Source organism: Streptomyces sp. NPDC002958 (assembly GCF_055563255.1).
Map to the genome: position 1 here is coordinate 217,502 of NZ_JBVHDS010000008.1, position 15,162 is coordinate 232,663.

Sequence of the window (15,162 nt, forward strand, 5' to 3'; positions counted from 1 at the left end):
GGGTATTCAGGACGTGACACGATGCGGTCATGTCATCCGTGTTGACCGATCTCTGCCGGTATCCGATCGTGCAGGCCCCGATGGCGGGGGGTGGGTCCTGCCCGCAGCTCGTCGCGGCCGTCGCCGAAGCGGGCGGCCTGGGCTTCCTCGCCGCCGGGTACAAGACGGCGGACGGCATGTACAACGAGATCAAGCAGCTGCGCGGGCTGACCGGTCAGCCCTTCGGCGTCAATCTCTTCATGCCGCAGCCGGCTCTCGCCGACCCGAGCGCCGTCGAGGTGTACCGGCATCAGCTCGCCGGTGAGGCCGCCTGGTACGAGACTCCGCTCGGCGACCCGGACTCCAGCGGCGACGACGGCTACGAGGCCAAGCTCGCCATCCTCCTGGAGGACCCGGTCCCGGCCGTCTCGTTCACCTTCGGCTGTCCGACCCGCGACACCCTCGACGCGTTCGCCGGCGTCGGCACGCACACCGTCGTGACGGTCACCACGCCCGAGGAGGCCCAGGCTGCCCAGTGGGCGGGCGCCGACGCGGTCTGTGTCCAGGGCATAGAGGCGGGCGGCCACCAGTCCACCCACCGCGACGACCCGCAGGCCGACGGCACCGGGATCGGGCTGCTCTGCCTGGTGGCCCAGGTCCGCGAGACCGTACAGGTACCGATCATCGCCGCGGGCGGGCTGATGCGCGGGTCCCAGATCGCCGCGGTGCTCGCCGCAGGCGCGGATGCGGCACAGCTCGGTACGGCGTTCCTCGTCTGCCCCGAGTCCGGGGCGCATCTGCTGCACAAGCAGGCGCTGACCAACCCGCTGTTCGTACGGACCGCCCTGACCCGGGCGTTCTCCGGCCGCCCGGCCCGCAGCCTGGTCAACCGCTTCGTGCGCGAGCACGGCCCGTACGCCCCCGCCGCCTATCCGCAGGTCCACCATCTGACCTCCGGTCTGCGCAAGGCGGCGGCCAAGGCCGGGGACGCCCAGGGCATGGCCCTGTGGGCCGGGCAGGGGCACCGGATGGCACGCGAGCTGCCCGCCGGCCGGCTGATCGGTCTGCTCGCCGAAGAACTGGACGCCGCACGGGCGGCAGTGAGCACAGGGAGTACGCAGTGACCGCACCGGTCTTTGTCGTCGAACAGGTCCCCGACCGGCCCGAGTTCGTCCTGGAAGGACCCGAGGGACGGCACGCCGTATCGGTGAAGCGGCTGCGCGCCGGAGAGGACGTCGTGCTGACGGACGGCCACGGCCGTTGGACGGAAGGCGTTGTCAGAGCCGCCGAGGGCAAGGACCGGCTCGTGGTCACCGACCTGACGACGGTCCGTGAGGAGCCCCGGCCCGCACCCCGTATCACCGTCGTCCAGGCCCTGCCCAAGGGGGACCGCGGCGAGGTCGCCGTGGAGACGATGACGGAGACCGGTGTCGATGCGATCGTGCCCTGGCAGGCATCGCGCTGCATCACGCAGTGGAAGGGCGAGCGCGGCCTCAAGTCCCTCGCGAAATGGCGCAACACCGCCCGGGAGGCGGGCAAGCAGTCGCGCCGGGTGCGCTTCCCCGAGGTGGCGGACGCATTGACGACCAGACAGGTTGCCGCACTTCTGGCCACGGCGGACTTCGCCGCCGTCCTGCACGAGGACCGGGGCCACGACAGCGAGCCGCTGGCCACCGTCCAGCTCCCCACCCAGGGCGAGATCGTGCTGGTCGTCGGACCCGAGGGCGGTGTGTCGCCGGACGAACTGGCGGTCTTCGCCGCGGCGGGCGCCCGGACCTGCCGGCTCGGAACGAGCGTCCTGCGCACCTCGACCGCGGGCACGGCGGCAACGGCACTGCTCCTGGGGCGCACCGGCCGCTGGTCGTAAGCCCCCTCGGGCGCGCCGGCGCCGCCCTGTTGTGGCCGCAAGCCGTCTACCGTCCCGTGGGGGAATGGTGGGAAGCTGCCCGTATGGGGACATCAAGGGCATGGGGTCAGGGAAGGACCCGTCGCTTTCTGGCCGCGTCCGCGCTCGCGGGCGCGGCGGTCGCAGGTGTCGTGGCCTGTGACCCCGCGGGCGGACTGAACTCCGCAGCCATCGCCGTGACCACCGACCGCACCGGCACCAGCGCCCTGGAGCGCAACGGGGTCGACGTGCGGTGGCTGAACTGTACGGCCGATGCCGACGGGTACCGGGCCCAGGGCGCCTCGCCCTCCGCCTCCGCACGCCGGATCGCGGACGTCGACTGCACCGGAAGGACCGGGAACGGCAAGGACATCACGATCACCGGCAAGGTGACCCAGGAGCTCGACGGGCGGTGTGTGCGCGGCGATCTGACCGCGGAGGCCGACGGGAAGGCCGTCTTCCGGTCAGATGTGCTCGGCAACTGCGACGCCGCCCCGCCGACCGTCGGGGCCGATCCGTCCCGAGGCGACGGCAGTGGCGGCGCCCGGCCGACGGTCACCGTGACGGTCACGGTGACCGAATCGCCCCAGGGCAAGTGAGTGTGTCCGGAACCGGGCAGCCCGACGGACTCCGGCCAACTCGGTTACGCAGAGCACGCCCGCGGCCTAGGGTGATCGATGTGACGCAGCCTGCCTACCTCCGATACCCCCATGTCCAGGGCGATTTGATCGCCTTCACCGCCGAGGACGATGTCTGGCTGGCGCCGCTGGACGGCGGCCGAGCCTGGCGCGTCAGCGCCGACAACCGACCTGTCACCAATCCGCGTATATCTCCCGACGGAACCCAAGTCGCCTGGACGTCCACCCGGGACGGAGCGCCCGAAGTGCACGTCGCGCCGGTCGACGGCGGCCCTTCCAGGCGGCTCACGTACTGGGGCGACGCACGGACCTCCGTACGCGGCTGGACGCCCGAGGGCGACGTACTGGTCATCAGCGCCCAGGGGCAGGTATCGCTGCGGCGCAGCTGGGCCAGGGCCGTCCCGGTCGACGGCGGGCCCGCGCGGACCCTGCCGTACGGGCCGGTCGGCTCTCTCGCGTACGGGCCCGGCGGACGGGTCCTGCTGCTCTCGGTCACCATGGGGCGCGAGGCCGCCACCTGGAAGCGCTACCGGGGCGGCACCGCAGGCAAGTTGTGGATCGCGGAGGAAGGCGCGAGCGAGGGTCCGGCGGAGTTCGTACGGCTTCACGAGGACCTCGACGGGAACATCGAAGCCCCGATGTGGGTGGGTGACCGCGTCGCCTTCCTCTCCGACCACGAAGGCGTCGGCGCGCTCTACTCCTCGCTTCCCGACGGCTCGGACCTGCGCCGGCACACCGGCATCGAAGGTTTCTACGCCCGCCACGCGACCACCGACGGCAGCCGCGTCAGCTACGCCTCGGCCGGTGAACTCTGGCTGCTGGACGGCCTCGAAGCAGACGGGCCCCGCCGCCTCGACATCCGGCTCGGCGGCCAGCGCGCCGACCTCCAGCCCCATTCCGTGCACGCCGACAGCCACCTCGACTCCGCGTCCCCGGACCGTACGGGCCGCGGCAGCGCCGTCGGGACGCGCGGTGCCGTGCACTGGGTCACCCACCGCGAGGGCCCGGCCCGCGCGCTCGCCGTCGAACCGGGCGTACGGGCCAGGATGCCCCGCACCTTCCAGGCCGAAGGCGACCAGCACGTCGTCTGGGTCACCGACGCCGAGGGCGACGACGCCCTGGAGTGCGCACCCGCCACCGGCATCGCACCGGGAGCCGTACCGCGCCGCCTCGGCGCCGGCCGCCTCGGCAGGGTCCTCGACCTCGAAGCGGCCCCCGACGGCAGCCGGTTCGCCGTCGCCGCGCACGACGGGCGGGTACTGATCGTCGAGCGGGAGAGCGGCGAGGTCCACGAGGTGGACCGCAGCGAGCACGGCGACGCCTCCGGCCTCGTCTTCTCGCCCGACTCCTCGTGGCTCGCCTGGTCGCACCCCGGGCCCGAGCCGCTCAGGCAGCTCAAGCTCGCACACCTCGCCGATCTGTCGGTCGCCGAGGCCACCCCGCTGCGCTTCCGCGACTTCGCCCCCGCGTTCACCACCGACGGCAAGCACCTGGCGTTCCTCTCCGAGCGGTCCTTCGACCCGGTCTACGACGCCCATGTCTTCGACCTGGCGTTCATCGGAGCCTGCCGTCCCCATCTGCTGACGCTCGCCGCCACCACGCCCTCCCCGTTCGGGCCGCAGCGCCACGGCCGCCCGACCGAGAAGGAGAAGAGCGGCGAGGGCGAGGACAACCCGACCGCGCTGCCCGTCACCCGGATCGACCTCGACGGACTTGCCGACAGGATCGTGCCGCTGCCCGTCGAGGCCGCCAGTTACTCCACGCTGCGCGCCGCGAGGGACGGGCTGCTGTGGCTGAGCCACCCGGTGACCGGGGTGCTCGGTACGAGCGGCGCCACGCCCGACGCCCGTCGGCCCGAGACCGTCCTCGAGCGGTACGACCTGGAGAAGCTGCGCTGCGAGGAAATCGCCTCGGACGTCAGCGGTTTCGCGGTCAGCGGCGACGGCAAGCGGATCGTCCTGCGCACCCGGGGCAAGCTGCGCGTCGCACCGTCCGACAGCCGCGTCCCGGCCGTTGACGACGACCACGACGGCAGCGACAGCAGCGTCACCGTCGACCTCTCCCGGATCCGCCGGACCCTCGACCCGGCCGCCGAGTGGCGACAGATGTACGACGAGGCCGGGCGCATCATGCGGGACAACTTCTGGCGTCCCGACATGGGCGGCATCGACTGGGATGGGGTCCTGGACCGCTACCGCCCGGTGCTGGACCGCGTCGCCACCCACGACGACCTGATCGACCTGCTGTGGGAGGTGCAGGGCGAACTCGGCACCTCGCACGCCTATGTGACGCCGCCCGGCGGATGGCGCGACGAATCGGCCCGGCAGGGGCTGCTCGGCGCGGACATCTCCCGTACGGACGACGGCGGTTGGCGCATCGACCGCATCCTGCCGTCCGAGACCTCCGACCCGGCCGCCCGGTCGCCGCTCGCCGCACCCGGGGTGGCGGTGCGCGTCGGCGACGCGATCCTCGCCGTCGACGGGCACCCGGTCGACCCGGTGACCGGACCCGGCCCGCTGCTCACCGGCTCGGCCGGCAAGCCGGTCGAGTTGACCGTCTCACCGGTGGACGGCGGCGACCCGCGCCATGTCGTCGTCGTACCGGTCGCCGACGAGGAGGCGCTGCGCTACCACGCCTGGGTCGCCGACCGGCGGGCATACGTCCACGAGCACTCCGGCGGACGCCTCGGCTACCTCCATGTCCCCGACATGGTCGGCTCGGGCTGGGCGCAGCTCCACCGCGATCTGCGGATCGAAGTGGCCCGTGAGGGGCTGGTCGTGGACGTCCGCGAGAACCGGGGCGGCCACACCTCGCAGCTGATCGTGGAGAAGCTCGCCCGGCGCATCGTCGGCTGGGACCTGCCGCGCGGGATGCAGCCGTACAGCTATCCGGAGGACGCACCGCGCGGCCCCGTGGTGGCCGTCGCCAACGAGTTCTCCGGCTCGGACGGCGACATCGTGAACGCCGCGATCAAGGCGCTGCGCATCGGGCCGGTGGTCGGTACGCGTACGTGGGGCGGGGTGGTCGGCATCGACAGCCGGTACAAGCTCGTGGACGGGACGTCGGTCACCCAGCCCAAGTACGCGTTCTGGTTGGAGGGTTACGGCTGGGGTGTGGAGAACCACGGGGTCGATCCCGATGTCGAGGTCGTGATGGCGCCGCAGGACCATGCGGCGGGGCGGGATCCGCAACTGGACGAGGCGATCCGGATCGCGCTGGTGTCGCTGGCGGAGACGCCGGCGAAGCGGGCGCCGGAGCGGCCGGGGGCGTAGCGGGCGGGTGCGGGAGGGGCGCGGGCACGCCTGCGGCGGGCCTGTTCCCCTGCCCGCCCCTTTCCGTAACCGAGGGCGCTGCCCCCCGGACCCTCACTCCTCAATCGCCAAAGTCGTGACTGTACGGGTGTGGCGTGAATTTCAGCCTCGTTGGCGTTCCGAGCGCGGGCGGGGCTTGATTGTGGGGGCGGCAGGCGCCCCCACCCCATCCCCGACCGCCCCGATACCATGCCGTACAACGATCAACACCGACCGAGGAGTCAGCCCCATGGCGGGAGAACCGCAGCCCGACTGCCTGTTCTGCAAGATCGTCTCGGGTGAGATCCCGGCAACCATCGTCCGGGAGACCGAAACCACCGTCGCCTTCCGGGACATCAACCCGCAGGCCCCCACCCACGTGCTCGTCATCCCGCGCGTCCACCACCCGGACGCCGCCGCCCTCGCCGTCGCCGAGCCGACGATCGTCGCCGACATACTGCGCGAGGCCGGACACGTCGCCGCCGACGAGAAGATTGTGGACAGCGGTTACCGGGTCGTCTTCAACACCGGCTCCGGCGCGGGACAGACCGTCTTCCACGCGCACGCCCACGTGCTGGGCGGCCGCGGACTGCAGTGGCCCCCCGGCTAGAAGCGGGCGATCGCACACCGTGTCCGTACGCGAACTCGTGGTCCTCGGCACCGCCAGCCAGGTCCCGACCAGGCACCGCAATCACAACGGCTATCTGCTCCGCTGGGACGGCGAGGGCATCCTCTTCGACCCGGGTGAGGGCACCCAGCGCCAGATGCTGCGGGCCGGTGTCGCCGCGCACGACATCGACCGGATCTGCGTCACGCACTTCCACGGCGACCACTCGCTCGGCCTGGCCGGGGTGATCCAGCGGATCAACCTCGATCAGGTCCCGCACCCGGTCACCGCGCACTACCCGGCGAGCGGACAGCACTTCTTCGAGCGGCTGCGGTACGCGACCGCCTACCGCGAGTCCGTCGAGCTGACCGAGGCCCCGGTCGCCGCCGACGGGATCCTTGCCGTCACGGACGCGTACACGCTCAGCAGCCACCGGCTCTCGCACCCCGTCGAGTCGTACGGCTACCGGCTCGTCGAGCCCGACGGGCGCCGGATGCTGCCCGCGAAGCTCGCCGAGCACGGCATCAAGGGGCCCGACGTCGGGCGGCTCCAGCGCGAGGGCGCCCTCGGCGGTGTCAGGCTCGACGACGTCTCCGAGCGCAGGCGCGGGCAGCGGTTCGCGTTCATCATGGACACAAGGCTCTGCGACGGCGTGCACGTACTCGCCGAGGGATGCGACCTGCTGGTCATCGAGTCGACCTTCCTCGACGAAGACGAACGGCTCGCCACCGAGCACGGCCATCTGACCGCCGGCCAGGCGGCCCGGGTGGCCCGGGACGCGGGCGTACGGCACCTCGTGCTGACGCACTTCTCGCAGCGATACGACGACCCGGCCGTCTTCGAGGCCCGGGCCCGCGCCGCAGGGTTCGAGGGCGAACTGACCATCGCCCGCGACCTCAGCCGGGTTCCCGTGCCCACCCGGCACTTCTGAAGCCCCGGCACCTCTGAAGCACTTCGGCGCCTTCGAAACACATCAGCACCACACATCAGCACCACACGTCAGGACCACACGTCAGCACCACCCTTGTGAGCGTGAAAACCCGTGCACCTCCCCAAAGCCGAACTCCACCTCCACATCGAAGGAACGCTCGAACCCGAGCTGGCCTTCGCACTCGCCGAACGCAACGGCGTGGAGTTGCCCTACGCGAACACCGAAGAGCTCCGCACCGCCTACCTCTTCGACGATCTGCAGACCTTCCTCGATCTGTACTACGCCCTGATGGCGGTGCTCCGGACCGAGGAGGACTTCGAGGAGCTCGCCGACGCGTATCTCACCCGCGCCGCCGCCCAGGGCGTTCGGCACGCGGAGATCTTCTTCGACCCGCAGGCGCACACCGCCCGCGGCGTGCCGATCGGCACCGTCGTCGAGGGGCTCGGCCGGGCGCTGGACCGCAGCGAGGAGAAGCACGGCATCTCCACCCAGCTGATCATGTGCTTCCTGCGCGACCTGTCCGCCGAGTCGGCGCTGGAGACCCTGGAAGCCGCGAAGCCGTATCTGCACCGGATCAGCGCGGTCGGCCTCGACTCGGCGGAGGTCGGGCATCCGCCCGTCAAGTTCCGTGAGGTGTACGAGGCGGCCGGGGCGCTCGGGCTGCGCAAGGTCGCCCACGCCGGCGAGGAGGGCCCGCCCGAGTACATCCGGGAAGCCCTGGACGTCCTCGGGGTCGAGCGCATCGACCACGGGCTGCGCTGCATGGAGGACGCGGACCTGGTGAAGCGCCTTGTCACCGAGCGGGTGCCGCTCACCCTCTGCCCGTTGTCCAACGTGCGGCTGCGCGCCATCGACGCCCTGGAGGAGCACCCGCTGCGGTCCATGATGGCCGCCGGACTGCTGTGCACGGTGAACTCCGATGACCCCGCCTACTTCGGCGGATACGTCGGGGACACCTTCCACGCCGTCCACGAGGCGCTCGCCCTGGACCACGAGCAGCTGCGCACGCTGGCCCGCAACTCCTTCGAGGCGGCATTCCTCGACCACGACGAGGAGCGCAGGGCGCGCTATCTGGCCGAGGTCGAGGCGTACGAGTTCGACTGACCGGTCCCACCCGCCGGGCCGGCCGTCCGGAACGCGTTCCTGCCCGGACGCCTGCGGCGCAGTGCGGGCAGGCTGATCTCCGTGACGGCCTGCTCGGGCGCGCCCAGCCTGGGCACGGCGCCGGGCACCGCTCCGGTGGTGACGGCGAGCAGCGCGGCCGGTGCGCCGCCCCTGCGGCGCACCGATCCCGGCACCAGCGGACGGCCACCGGTGTGCAGGGCGACGGCCGTGACCGGGGCCGCGACCAGGAGTGTGACGGCGCCCAGGATCAGGCCCATGACCGGGTAGCCGGCCTGCTCGGACAGCACACTGCCGAGGACCGGTCCGCAGGCCACCCCGACGGATGACGCGGAGCCCGCGAGGACTGCCCAGCGGCCGCGTACATCCAGGGACGCGGCCAGACCGATCAGATACGACAGGACCACCGGGTAGACGGTGTTCCACAGGATCTCGCCGGTCGCGAACGAAGCGAGATTCCCGGCCGACGAGCTGAGCACGATGCTCGCCGCGATGACCACGGTGCCCAGACCGATCGGTACCGCCCGGCCGAGCCGGGCGCCCAGCACCCCGGCGCCCATCACCCCGAGCAGACCCGCACCGAGCGCGGCGGCGAACACCGCGCCGATGGTGACCTCGGAGAGCCCGGCCTGGACCACACCGATCCGGCCGCTGACGCCCCACAGCGCGTTCTGTGCCATGGACCAGACGAGCATGCCACCCGCCAGCACCAGGCCGGAGCGGCGGTGCGGCAGCCGCCCGGTGACGGGGGCGGCGGAACCGCTGGGTTCGGCGCCGCCGAGCCGTGCGGTGGCGGGCCAGGCGAGCAGGGCGACCAGGGCGATGGAGGCGAACGGCAGCCGGTGGCCGCCGCCGAGGTGCGGGATCGTCAGATAGAGGGCGCCCGCCGTCGCGGAGACGCTGAGCAGACCGAGCGACGAGGTCCGGTGCGGATCGCGCTGGGCGGCGATGCCCGCCGCGGCCACCGCGGTCGCCGTACCTGAGCCGAAGCCGCCGATCACCGCGCCCGTGATCACCAGCGGCACGGAGTCCGCCAGCGCGGCGCAACCGTACCCTGCCATGGCCAGCACCAGCCCGATCCGCGCCGGTCTTTGAGGCCCGTAGGTCTCGACCCGGCCAGCCAGCGCGAACCCGGCGGTCGCCGAGCTCAGCAGCAGGGCGCTGCCCACCAGACCGGCCTGAGCCGTACTGAGGCCCAGATGGACGGAGAGCCGCCCGACGATGGTGGGGAGCAGATAGGCGGCGAGGTAACCGGCGGTGAACACGGCGACCAGGGGCCACGCGGCGCGAGGGCGCGAGGACATGGGCGTTCCTGAAGACATGCCGAAGGAGGCAGAGAAGGCAGGGAGGGCAATGCGGGAAATACGGGGGAGATGGGGCACCCGTCGGCAACTGTCACCACCGGGGCTCGCGGCCCAATTTGTATCAACTGCCTCCAGGTGGCCGAAAGGCACCCCTGCGTGATCTGAGTCATAGTTGCGTTTACCCTCTGACCATGCGGGTAGCAGTGCGCGTTTATGCAGGTCAGCGTTCGTATGTGCGGGGCCTGCGCGGGCCCTTGGGGAGCGGCGGCGCGGACCCTCCGGTCACGGGAGTGAATCGGGCAAACTGGCCAGATCTGCCACGAGCGGGGAGTGCAAGGTGAGCACAGACATTCCAGGCATCGACCCACTGGGCGGGCTGCGCGCCCCGCAGGACCCGGACTGCGACGTCTTCCTCACCGGCACGGTCTTCCTCGACATCATCTTCACCGGCCTGGACAGCGCCCCGGTGCGCGGCACCGAGTCCTGGGCGCGCGGCATGGGCTCCAGCCCCGGTGGGGTCGCCAACATGGCCACCGCGCTGGCCCGGCTGGGCCTGCACACCTCACTGGCCGCGGCGTTCGGCGACGACCACTACGGGGAGTACTGCTGGGATGCCCTGGAACAGGGCGAGGGCATCGACCTGTCCATGTCGCACACCGTCCCCGGCTGGCACTCGCCGGTGACCGTCTCGATGGCGTACGAGGGCGAGCGGACGATGGTCTCGCACGGCCACGAGGCCCCCGGCCCCAGGGACACCCCCGGCGTCGCGATCCCCGCCGAGGAGTCCGCGTTCCCGCGCTGCCCGCCCCGCGCCCGGGCCGCCATCGCCTCGCTCGTACCCGGTCGCAGCGAGCCCTGGGTCGCCGGAGCGGCCAGGAACGGCGCCCGGATCTTCGCCGACGTCGGCTGGGACGAGACCGGCCGCTGGGACCTGGATGCCCTCGCCGACCTGAAGCACTGCCAGGCGTTCCTGCCCAACGCCGAGGAGGCGATGCGCTACACCCGCACCGACTGCCCGCGTGCCGCCGCCCACGCCCTGGCCGAGCGGGTGCCGCTCGCCGTGGTCACCCTGGGCGCGGAGGGCGCGTACGCGGTGGACGCGGGGAGCGGGGCGAGCGCCGAGGTGCCCGCGATCGAGGTCGAGGCGCTGGATCCGACCGGGGCGGGCGATGTCTTCGTCGCCGGATTCGTCACCGGCACCCTGGCGGACTGGCCGCTGGCCGACCGGCTGGCCTTCGCCGGACTGACCGCGGCGCTCTCGGTGCAGGAGTTCGGCGGATCGCTGTCGGCGCCGGGCTGGGAGGAGATCGCCGCCTGGTGGCAGCAGGTGCGCACCTTCGCCGACCAGGATCCGGCGGCGCTCCAGCGGTACGCGTTCCTGGAGGAGTTGCTGCCCGCGGCCGCCCGGCCGTGGCCGCTGCGCCGGGCCGTTCCGACGATCGGCTTCCGCCACCCGGCGTAACCCGGGGCACGTGTGTTCGCAGCGTGTGCGAAAAAGGCCTCGGTGTTGTCGGCGCGGAGTCGTACGCTTGGTAATCCAGAGGTTGTCGATCAGCGAGAACCTTGCAACGGGAGGTATGTGCAGGCCACAGAGCCGGCCCATGACTCAGACACCCACAGCCCAGACCCCCGCGCCGGGGCAGGCGCGAGCCCAGTTCACCGTACCGGCCAAGCATCCGATGGTGACCGTTCTGGGCTCAGGCGACGCCCTGCTGCGCGTGATCGAGACGGCTTTCCCGGCGGCCGACATCCATGTCCGGGGAAATGAGGTCAGCGCCGCCGGAGACGCGACGGAAGTCGCCCTGATCCAGCGCCTGTTCGACGAGATGATGCTGGTGCTCCGCACCGGTCAGCCGATGACGGAGGACGCAGTGGAACGCTCGATCGCCATGCTCAGGGCGACGGAGAGCGGCGAGGGGGACGGTCCGGAGACACCGGCCGAAGTGCTCACGCAGAACATCCTCTCCAGCCGCGGTCGCACGATCCGCCCCAAGACGCTCAACCAGAAGCGGTACGTCGACGCGATCGACAAACACACGGTCGTCTTCGGTATCGGCCCCGCGGGCACCGGCAAGACCTATCTCGCCATGGCGAAGGCGGTCCAGGCCCTGCAGTCCAAGCAGGTCAACCGGATCATCCTGACCCGTCCCGCCGTCGAGGCGGGAGAGCGGCTCGGCTTCCTGCCGGGCACGCTCTACGAGAAGATCGACCCGTATCTGCGCCCGCTCTACGACGCGCTGCACGACATGCTCGACCCCGACTCGATCCCGCGGCTGATGGCGGCGGGCACGATCGAGGTGGCGCCCCTGGCGTACATGCGGGGCCGCACGCTCAATGACGCGTTCATCATTCTCGACGAGGCGCAGAACACCAGCGCCGAGCAGATGAAGATGTTCCTGACCCGGCTCGGCTTCGACTCGAAGATCGTCGTCACCGGTGACGTCACCCAGGTCGACCTGCCGAACGGCACCAAGAGCGGTCTGCGCCAGGTCCAGGACATCCTGGACGGCGTCGAGGACGTGTACTTCTCCCGGCTCACCTCCCACGATGTCGTCCGGCACAAGCTCGTCGGCCGTATCGTCGACGCGTACGAAAAGTACGACAGCCGAGACGGCCGAGACGGCCACAACGGGAAGTAGTCGCAGCGCACCATGTCGATCGACGTCAACAACGAGTCCGGAACCGAGGTCGACGAGCAGGCGATCCTCGACATCGCCCGTTACGCGCTCGCGCGGATGCGGATCCACCCACTCTCCGAACTCTCGGTGATCGTGGTGGACACCGACGCCATGGAGCAGCTCCACATCCAGTGGATGGACCTGCCGGGCCCGACGGATGTCATGTCCTTCCCGATGGACGAACTGCGTCCGCCGTCCAAGGACGACGAGGAGCCCCCGCAGGGGCTCCTCGGTGACATCGTGCTCTGCCCGGAGGTCGCCAAGAAGCAGGGTGAGGACGCTCGGACGCAGCACTCCATGGACGAGGAGCTCCAGCTCCTCACCGTCCACGGAGTGCTGCACCTCCTCGGGTACGACCACGAGGAGCCGGACGAGAAGGCCGAGATGTTCGGCCTCCAGGCCGCGATCGTCGACGGCTGGCGCGCCGAGCACGGCCTGACCGGCCCGTCGCCCGCCCCCACCATCTCGTGAGCGTTCCCCTCGTCCTGGGTGCCGTGCTGCTGGTCGTCGGCTGGCTGGCGGCCTGCGCGGAGGCGGGCATCGCCCGCACGTCGAGCTTCCGGGCCGCCGAGGCGGTCCGCTCCGGGCGGCGCGGCAGCCAGAAGCTGCAACAGGTCGCGGCGGATCCGACCCGCTACCTCAATGTCGCCCTGCTGGTGCGGGTCGCCTGCGAGATGTCGGCCGGTGTGCTCGTCACGTACGTCTGTCTGAAGGAGTTCCCGGAGACCTGGGAGGCGCTGGCCGTCGCCATGGCTGTGATGGTCCTCGTCTCCTATGTCGCCATCGGCGTGTCACCGCGCACCATCGGCCGCCAGCACCCGCTGAACACGGCCACGGCAGCGGCGTACGTCCTGCTGCCGCTGGCCAGGGTCATGGGCCCGATCCCGCAGCTGCTGATCCTCATCGGCAACGCGCTGACGCCGGGCAAGGGATTCCGCAAGGGACCGTTCGCCAGCGAGGCCGAGCTGCGGGCGATGGTCGACCTCGCCGAAGCGGAATCGCTGATCGAGGACGAGGAGCGCCGCATGGTGCACTCCGTCTTCGAGCTCGGTGACACGCTCGTACGCGAGGTCATGGTGCCGCGGACCGACCTGGTCTGCATCGAGCGCTACAAGACGATCCGGCAGGCGCTGACCCTGGCGCTGCGCTCCGGATTCTCGCGGATCCCCGTCACCGGGGAGAACGAGGACGACATCGTCGGCATCGTGTACCTCAAGGACCTGGTCCGCAAGACGCACATCAACCGGGAGGCGGAGGCCGATCCGGTCTCCACGGCGATGCGGCCGGCGGCGTTCGTGCCCGACACGAAGAACGCCGGCGATCTGCTGCGCGAGATGCAGCAGGACCGCAGCCATGTCGCCGTCGTGATCGACGAGTACGGCGGCACGGCGGGCATCGTCACCATCGAGGACATCCTCGAAGAGATCGTCGGCGAGATCACCGACGAGTACGACCGTGAACTCCCGCCCGTCCAGGAGCTGGAGAACGGCTGCTTCCGGGTGACCGCGCGCCTCGACATCGGCGACCTCGGGGAGCTGTTCGGCCTCGACGAGTACGACGACGAGGACGTGGAAACGGTCGGCGGACTGCTGGCGAAGGCGCTGGGCCGGGTGCCGATCGCCGGTGCCTCCGCGCTGGTCGATCTGCCCGACGGCCGCCGGCTGCGGCTGACCGCGGAGTCCCCGGCCGGCCGTCGGAACAAGATCGTCACGGTACTGGTGGAGCCGGACGGGGTGGAGACGCGGTGACCCCGCAGCGGTTGAGGGCATTCTGCCTGGAGTTCAACGCGAGCGTCGAGGAGTTCCCGTTCGGGCCGGAGACGTCCGTCTTCAAAGTGCTCGGCAAGATGTTCGCGCTCAGCGCGCTGGACGCGCGTCCGCTGACGGTGAACCTCAAGTGCGATCCGGACGAGGCGGTGCGGCTGCGGGAGAAGTACGACGCGGTGTCGCCGGGCCGGCACATGAACAAGCGCCACTGGAACACGGTGACGGTGTCCGGGGTACCGGACCGGGTGCTCCGTGAGCTGATCGAGGACTCCTACGACCTGGTGGTGGCGGGTCTGCCGAAGGCGGAGCGGTTGCGGCTGGACCGGGCGTAGGCCGCGGGCTTGGGGCTCTGCCCCGGACCCCCGCTCATCGATCGCCGGAGGGGCTTACTTCTCGGGGCGGGGCAGGGCAGGGCAGGGCGGGGCCGGGCGGGGAACAAGCCCCACGGTTCGTATGCTCGGCACATGACTGAGAGCACCGACCTCGGCCCCGAGGACCGCAAGATCGTCACACTGGCGCGCAGCGCCCGCGCCCGCAACGGTGTGCCGGAGGGCGCGGCCGTACGGGACGAGACCGGACGTACGTACGTCGCGGGCACCGTGCGGCTGGAGTCACTGAAGCTCAGCGCGCTCCAGACCGCCGTGGCGATGGCCGTGGCCAGCGGCGCCACCTCGCTGGAGGCGGCCGCGGTCGTCTCCGAGGCGCAGATCCCGTCGGACGAGGACCGCGCCGCGGTAGGGGACCTGGGCGGCCCGGACACACCGGTCCTGCTCGCCGGACCCGACGGCACGCTGCGGGTCAGTGTGACGGCGGGCTGACGCCGACAGAATCCACACACGGTGTACGAACGCCCCGCACCCCACCGGTGAGGGGTGTTCGTACACCGTGTGAGAGAAATGCGGATCTTGACACCATCTGATGGCCCATCAGTCGCCGCATTTCGCTTCCATTGACTTCTTCTC

14 protein-coding genes are annotated in these 15,162 nt (G+C 71.2%); 13 read left to right on the forward strand and 1 reads right to left on the reverse strand.

Annotation, left to right across the window (positions count from 1 at the left end):
* Nucleotides 1–29: 29 nt before the first annotated feature.
* The 7 genes from ACZ3IC_RS17255 (at nucleotide 30) to ACZ3IC_RS17285 (ending at nucleotide 8,434) form a co-directional block, all read left to right on the forward strand.
* Nucleotides 30–1,103: a nitronate monooxygenase gene (locus ACZ3IC_RS17255; RefSeq protein WP_467417038.1), complete on the forward strand. Its 1,074-nt coding sequence runs from the start codon at nucleotides 30–32 to the stop codon at nucleotides 1,101–1,103.
* Nucleotides 1,100–1,846: a 16S rRNA (uracil(1498)-N(3))-methyltransferase gene (locus ACZ3IC_RS17260; protein ID WP_467417041.1), complete on the forward strand. Its 747-nt coding sequence runs from the start codon at nucleotides 1,100–1,102 to the stop codon at nucleotides 1,844–1,846. The genes ACZ3IC_RS17255 and ACZ3IC_RS17260 overlap by 4 nt, the downstream gene beginning before the upstream one ends.
* 83 nt (nucleotides 1,847–1,929) lie before the next feature.
* Nucleotides 1,930–2,463 (forward strand): hypothetical protein, encoded by a 534-nt coding sequence (locus tag ACZ3IC_RS17265; RefSeq protein WP_467417042.1) that lies wholly within the window; start codon nucleotides 1,930–1,932, stop codon nucleotides 2,461–2,463.
* Nucleotides 2,464–2,543: 80 nt separating this feature from the next.
* Nucleotides 2,544–5,774, forward strand: coding sequence for a S41 family peptidase (locus ACZ3IC_RS17270; protein ID WP_467417044.1), 3,231 nt, complete (start codon nucleotides 2,544–2,546; stop codon nucleotides 5,772–5,774).
* 268 nt (nucleotides 5,775–6,042) lie between these two features.
* Entirely contained in the window at nucleotides 6,043–6,402 is a 360-nt protein-coding gene (locus ACZ3IC_RS17275; RefSeq protein WP_467417047.1) for a histidine triad nucleotide-binding protein, read from the forward strand.
* Between the two features lie 19 nt (nucleotides 6,403–6,421).
* A complete protein-coding gene (locus ACZ3IC_RS17280; RefSeq protein WP_467417048.1) occupies nucleotides 6,422–7,330 on the forward strand; it encodes a ribonuclease Z in 909 nt (302 codons plus the stop codon).
* Between the two features lie 111 nt (nucleotides 7,331–7,441).
* On the forward strand, nucleotides 7,442–8,434 hold the full coding sequence (locus ACZ3IC_RS17285; protein WP_467417049.1) for an adenosine deaminase: 993 nt from the start codon (nucleotides 7,442–7,444) through the stop codon (nucleotides 8,432–8,434).
* Here the strand turns inward: ACZ3IC_RS17285 and ACZ3IC_RS17290 are convergent.
* The gene (locus ACZ3IC_RS17290; protein WP_467417052.1) at nucleotides 8,398–9,756 is read right to left on the reverse strand and encodes an MFS transporter; all 1,359 of its coding nucleotides are present in this window, start codon (nucleotides 9,754–9,756) and stop codon (nucleotides 8,398–8,400) included. The two genes, ACZ3IC_RS17285 and ACZ3IC_RS17290, sit on opposite strands and share 37 nt — an antisense overlap.
* A 337-nt stretch (nucleotides 9,757–10,093) precedes the next feature.
* Between ACZ3IC_RS17290 and ACZ3IC_RS17295 the strand changes: the two genes are divergently transcribed.
* From ACZ3IC_RS17295 to ACZ3IC_RS17320, 6 genes are all read left to right on the forward strand, one after another.
* Nucleotides 10,094–11,218 (forward strand): carbohydrate kinase family protein, encoded by a 1,125-nt coding sequence (locus tag ACZ3IC_RS17295; protein WP_467417054.1) that lies wholly within the window; start codon nucleotides 10,094–10,096, stop codon nucleotides 11,216–11,218.
* A 139-nt stretch (nucleotides 11,219–11,357) separates the two neighbouring features.
* Complete coding sequence (locus tag ACZ3IC_RS17300; protein ID WP_467417056.1) at nucleotides 11,358–12,395, forward strand: PhoH family protein; 1,038 nt, start codon at nucleotides 11,358–11,360, stop codon at nucleotides 12,393–12,395.
* Between the two features lie 12 nt (nucleotides 12,396–12,407).
* Nucleotides 12,408–12,905 carry an rRNA maturation RNase YbeY gene (gene ybeY / locus ACZ3IC_RS17305; RefSeq protein WP_467417058.1) on the forward strand — a complete coding sequence of 166 codons (498 nt, stop codon included), beginning with the start codon at nucleotides 12,408–12,410 and terminating at the stop codon, nucleotides 12,903–12,905.
* Complete coding sequence (locus tag ACZ3IC_RS17310; RefSeq protein ID WP_467417060.1) at nucleotides 12,902–14,182, forward strand: hemolysin family protein; 1,281 nt, start codon at nucleotides 12,902–12,904, stop codon at nucleotides 14,180–14,182. Before ybeY ends, ACZ3IC_RS17310 begins: the two co-directional genes overlap by 4 nt.
* A complete protein-coding gene (locus tag ACZ3IC_RS17315) occupies nucleotides 14,179–14,532 on the forward strand; it encodes an MmcQ/YjbR family DNA-binding protein (protein WP_467417063.1) in 354 nt (117 codons plus the stop codon). The genes ACZ3IC_RS17310 and ACZ3IC_RS17315 overlap by 4 nt, the downstream gene beginning before the upstream one ends.
* Nucleotides 14,533–14,664: 132 nt before the next feature.
* Nucleotides 14,665–15,018, forward strand: a complete 354-nt coding sequence (locus ACZ3IC_RS17320; protein ID WP_467417064.1) for a cytidine deaminase — start codon at nucleotides 14,665–14,667, stop codon at nucleotides 15,016–15,018.
* Nucleotides 15,019–15,162 lie beyond the last annotated feature (144 nt).